Below are 5,425 nucleotides of genomic sequence, written 5' to 3'. Positions count from 1 at the left end.
TTCAAGAAATGGAACAAGAATCTCGTCGCGGCCACGTTGAAAAACGAGGTGTACACCGGGAAGACGATCTTCAATCGAACCAATCACCTGACCGGAAAAATCAGGCCCAGGAAAAACTGGATCATCACGCAGAGCCACCCTGCGATCATCGAGGAGGAGATATTCATGAGAACACAGGAGCTATTCGAGGAGCGGGCACCCTCGGGAAACGGCGGCTCGCCGCACAGCCAGTTCGTCTTCACGGGCCTGCTGCGCTGCGGAAGGTGCGGCCTGGCGCTACGCACGGAGAACGCCACGGGGCGCAACAAGCGGCGCTATTACTACTATAACTGCCAGTCCGCCCAGAAAGGCGCCGGCTGCAAGGACCGCCGCATCGCGGCACACGAGCTCGACGAATGGCTGATCGAGTGCATCCTCGACCGCATCCTCACGCGCGAGCGCCTGGTGGAGGCGATCGCCGAACTCCAGGAGCTCACCAGCGAGTACCTGCGGAACCGCGATCGCCAGCTGGAAGCGTTGGCCAAGAAAAAGCGCGACGTCGACGGCAGGCTGAGAAACGTGTCCGAGATCCTGGAGACCCAGGGGAAGAATGCACCTAACGTGCCCGAACTGCTGGAGAATCTCCACAGCCTGAAGGAGGAGCAGCGGGGCCTGGTTGCAAAGCTGGCCGTCCTGGAGGATGAGGAGATCCCGGATACCCGCTCCCTCATCAGCGATAGCGACGTTCAGGCGATGGCCGAGATGATGAGGGATATCGTGACGACCACGCGCGATGTGAACAAGCTGCGGCGGTTCTTCGGCTCGTTCATCGAGCGCATCGTGGTGCTGGAGGAAGGACTGCGGATCGAATACCAGGCCGACAAATTGGTGAATCCAGATGGATTCGATGTGGTTCGTGGCAAGACCTGGTGGCTCCCCGACCGAATCTCACTACGAACCGCCATGCTCAAGATTCCACTGCCAGAAAAATTCTTTTATAAAGTCGCATAGAGGCACAGTATCGGCAAACATACACGCAGGCTATGGAAACCGAATGAGCCATTGAAATCTTCCAGATTTGGTTTACGGTAGAGGAGGCTCCTTACCTTTGAGGGGTTCCATTCAACCTAAATCATTCTGGAGATCACCATGACTATTCTACGTCACTTGGGTACTACCATTGGTTCACTGATGCTGCTGACTTCCAGCTATGCATATGCTGCCTATACCTTCATAGATCTAAGCGAAAAAGTAGGAGGGCTGCTTGCTAGCACTAGTGTCACGAGTATCAACAACAGTTCAGTCGTCGTGGGCGATTGGAGGCCAGCAGCTGCGGACGTCCCATCTCGCCCTATAGTATGGGGAGATGGCGTTGTCAAAAACCCTTTTCTTCCACCCAACTCCACGTGGGGTTACCTACGCGATATCAGCAATACTGGCTTGATCGTCGGCAATCTTTATACGTATTCTGGCCGCAATACAGCAGCACTCTGGCAAGGCAATAACTTAAGTTTTCTGAAGGATCCAATCGGGACCTACGAAAGTGTTGCAACGGCGGTGAACGATTCGGGACAAATCGCTGGAATTTATAACGGCTCCATCCCAATTTTATGGGCCAATGCTACAGCAGATCCTGTCATTCTTCCGCTGTTAAGTGGCCATAGTGCGGGTATCGTCAATGCCATCAATAATTCTGGTCAGCTAGTTGGGAACAGCAGTACGGGATCTGTAATTCAGGCCGTACTCTGGGAGGACGGTAACGTAGTTAACCTTGCCAGCAGCCTTAGTGGCCGCAGCATCGCTAATGACATCAACGATGCCGGGCAAATCCTGATCCAAGGACAGGGCGGATCCTATATATGGGAGAACGGAGTATTGGACGCCCTGGACAATCTGGGGAGCGGTATAAGCGTAGCTAATGGGATCAACAATTTGGGACAGGTCATCGGAAGGACAGATTTCGGCGATGGCTATTCGTATGCCACGCTTTGGAATGGTTCCACACCTATCGATCTGAATAGTCAATTGGATCCGGAGATCGTGCATGCAGGGTGGGTGCTATATTCCGCTGTGGATATCAATGATTCCGGATGGATCACCGCCCTCGCACATCATCCCGTGTCGGGCACGCAAGTCGCGGTACTGCTCTCTCCTGTCCCGGAACCTGAAGCATACGTCATGCTCCTGGCTGGCCTCGGTCTACTGGGACTCAGGCAACGACGTAAGCAAGGCCAATAAATAGCAAGGGTAATTTTTTCTCGAACGCCCAAACAAGAAACCCCCCATTGGAGGTTTCTTGTTTCGCCGCAATCCTCCCTGTTTCCGGCTTGCCATGACGCGCGATACTGCGCAGTATGGCGAAAGACCGCTCCCAACCGCTCTCCGAAATCACGTTTCACTGCCCGAGCTGCTGCCGCACGTTCAAGGCAGCACCTGTACGGGTGGAGGATGCACCTGAGCAAGAGCACCATCCCTTCAGCTACCACGGCACATGTCCCCGGTGCGAAGTGGAGTGCGATCAGACGGGCTGGGAACGCGGGCTGCTGAAGGCCTGGGCGCGTGCCACCGGCCCCCGTTCGCACGAAGGGAAAACCGCCGCGGCGGCAAACCTGACGGGGCATCCCACCCCCGAGGAAACACAGCGCACCCGCTTCAACGCGATGAAGCACGGCTTGGCTGCTCGCACGGCCACCTATTTTCCCGCAAAACCCGACGGCTACGACTTCTGCAAGACATGTGACGTCGATCGCGTCCATTGCGCGGCGCAACCGGCCTGCGTGAAAAAGACCGAGCTTTTCATGCTGCACCACGCAGCCTTCGACCAGCGCAACCCAAAGCACCTGATGGGCATCTACGCCGATTTGCAAGCCTCGGTGCTCGCTGTGGTACAGCAAATCATTCAGACGATCGTTGGAGACGGTGTCAAGATCGAGGCGCCGCAGTGGTACGTGGATAAAGAAAGCCAGCAGCTGGTAGTGGCGGAATATACCGATGAGGATGGCCGTCGTCACGTCATCAAGGATGTGTCCGCGCATCCATTGTTCCGTCCTCTGGGGGAGCTCCTGACGCGGGCAAACCTGTCTTTACAGGACATGGGCATGACACACAAGGCGATCGAGGCAGAAGATCAGGAGGCCGGACGCCTGGCGCACGAACAGGAAACCCGGGAAGGTGCCGATGCCTTCCGGCAACGCACCGTGCAGCTGCTCGAGTCGATGGCCGAACGGGTGATGCGCGCCAACCGGCAGACAGATGTCGATCCTGTGCTCATCGAATACCAGCAGGACAGTGGGGGCCAGGGTTGACCCGGGTCACCGCCAGCGAGCGCCTGCGCTGCCAGAGCCGTGCCGAGGTCGAGATCCTGCGGTACCGGGACGATCACCTGCTGTGGCACAAGCACATCCACAATGTCGAGCTCGATCCGGTGCAGTTGCTCAAGTGCATCGAGATGGATGCGCATGCGAACACCATCGACGTCTCTTGCCGGCGTACCGGCAAGACGGCGGTGAAGGAACTCTACTGCCTGAAGCATCTAGCCACCACGCCGATGCAGGAGCTGGGGATCGTGACACCCCGGCTGCAGCAGGCCCAGGGCAATCTCAACTACCATCTGGATGCCATTCGGCGTTCTCCGCCCCTGCGAGCCTACATGGCGTACAAGTCCGGCCGGGAGCAGTTGACGGACACACGCTACCAGTTTGCCAACGGCTCGCGTGCGGCCGCCTACGGCATCATGAGCCAGATCGACGGCGACGGCATTTCGGTCGCCAGCATCGACGAAGTGGACGACCTGCCACAGGACAGGCTGATGTCGCGATTCCTCCCCATGCTGGGCGGTGCACGTCGCATGGGCGCATCCGCGGCGGTTTCGTTCAAGCCGCAGATTCGCGTCACCGGCGTCTTCAAGGGAGCGGACGTGCTGCAGCAGATGATCGACTCCGGGCAGTATCACCTGCTGCCCATCGTCAACGTCTACCTGGGCACCGAGATGGGCATCCTCAATCAGGCGTTCGTGATGGAGATGCGCACCCAACTGCCTTCGGGGGAATTCATCCGCCAATTCCTGTGCCGCAATGTTTCCGCGCAGAACCATATCTGGGAAAAATTCATCCGCCAGGCGATGGCTGTCGGCCTCCAGGCGCGGCTGCAGATTGCAGAGCCGCTACCCGGCGCACGCTACCGGAAAAGTGGCCTGATCGCCTTCGGCTACGACCACAGCGGGCATGGAGAGAGCCTGACGGCCTCGCGCTCGGCACTGGTGGTCTCCGAACAGGTCGGCAGCTTCGCGACCTTTCCGTTCGTCAAATCGTGGCCGGCCGGTACCGACGACAAGGTGGTGGAAATGGATCTGCTGGGGCTGTGGAGTTACTTCCGTCCGGACTATGCGATGGGTGACGCCTATGGGCTGGGCATGCTCACCAGCCTGAACGATCGGCTGTACGCCAAGGGGCTGACCGAGATCGACCGGCGCACCGTCGGCGACGGACAGAGCACGGCGAGTACCTGGATGGGATGGCCATTCTCCCCGATCCGCTTCGAGGGCATGGTCAAGCACGGCATGGCCACGGCCCTGCGGGCGGCTTTCCATAACGGACAGGCGGCGATTCCCTGGTTCGACGACAGCCGCGACATCGAGGAGGCGCGCGAAACCGCCAGTACCCGGCGGCTGCCAGCCGGCAGCACCCTCTCAGGCCCGCCGGACTGGGTGGCGTTCGTGCGGCAGCTGGGGAACATCAAGGCGGTGGCCACGAAGGCAAGCTACGCCAGCTACCGGATGGCGAACGAGAAGGTCGGCGACGACCTGTTCGATGCGGCCTGCGCCAGCGTGTGGGCGCTGGTGACGCGCGGAGCGGAGGACATTCCCGCCGCAGCGGGCTTTCGCACGCAGACGCGCGCGCAGCTGCTGGGTGCGCGCGCCGCGATAGGACAAACGCAATGAACGAGTATGCCAGGATGAAAGGGAAGATAGTCCCGGAGGTCGCCTCGACCACTCCGGATGTCCGAACTGACACCACGCCGGCGCGCAGGCCTGCGCCGCTCAGCGAGGCGGAGCGGCTCCGCGTCGCGGAGAACCGTCGCCTGGTGCTCACGCACATGCCGGAACTGGTGGCGCAGATCAGCAACCTGGTGAAGGCCGGGCTGATAGACGGCTGGCGCAACGTGAAATCGGTGCAGTTGCTCAAAAAGGATCTCCCATGAACCTGCTGGCCCGAATCTTCCCCCGGCTGGCCCGGCGCGATCCATCCCTGCCTCAGGAGACCGCGGGCGTCGCCGCGGCCACGAGCGAGAAAGGCCGTCGCCCCACGCCCGAGAGCCAGGTGAAGTACATGCACCGGCTGCTGTGGGTGGATCCGGATCTGCGGCAGGCCATCCTCGACGTGCGCGAAATGGACCGTCTCGATGGCCGGGTGAAGCGAATCCACAGCCGTGTGGCGCGAGATACGAT

Annotated in this window: 6 protein-coding genes; all 6 read left to right on the top strand. The window is 59.7% G+C overall.

The annotated features are described in order from the left end of the window. Positions 1–990 (top strand): recombinase family protein (locus BT108_RS13115; protein ID WP_143142508.1); only part of this gene is annotated, 990 nt, incomplete at its 5' end. Between the two features lie 138 nt (positions 991–1,128). Further along, on the top strand, positions 1,129–2,217 hold the full coding sequence (locus tag BT108_RS14210; RefSeq protein WP_083566464.1) for a PEP-CTERM sorting domain-containing protein: 1,089 nt from the start codon (positions 1,129–1,131) through the stop codon (positions 2,215–2,217). A 116-nt stretch (positions 2,218–2,333) separates the two neighbouring features. After that, positions 2,334–3,284 carry a hypothetical protein gene (locus BT108_RS13105; protein WP_072295002.1) on the top strand — a complete coding sequence of 317 codons (951 nt, stop codon included), beginning with the start codon at positions 2,334–2,336 and terminating at the stop codon, positions 3,282–3,284. Continuing rightward, positions 3,281–4,918 carry a hypothetical protein gene (locus BT108_RS13100; RefSeq protein ID WP_143142507.1) on the top strand — a complete coding sequence of 546 codons (1,638 nt, stop codon included), beginning with the start codon at positions 3,281–3,283 and terminating at the stop codon, positions 4,916–4,918. Before BT108_RS13105 ends, BT108_RS13100 begins: the two co-directional genes overlap by 4 nt. Before the next feature lie 14 nt (positions 4,919–4,932). After that, complete coding sequence (locus BT108_RS13095) at positions 4,933–5,178, top strand: hypothetical protein (RefSeq protein ID WP_177257323.1); 246 nt, start codon at positions 4,933–4,935, stop codon at positions 5,176–5,178. After that, positions 5,175–5,425: hypothetical protein (locus tag BT108_RS13090; protein WP_218184878.1), on the top strand; the 251-nt coding region annotated here is incomplete at its 3' end. The genes BT108_RS13095 and BT108_RS13090, both read left to right, overlap by 4 nt.

The organism is Nitrosovibrio sp. Nv17, assembly GCF_900119085.1.
Classification (GTDB): domain Bacteria; phylum Pseudomonadota; class Gammaproteobacteria; order Burkholderiales; family Nitrosomonadaceae; genus Nitrosospira.
Note: the sequence above shows the minus strand (reverse complement) of the source record. Positions and strands in the feature narration are given on the sequence as shown.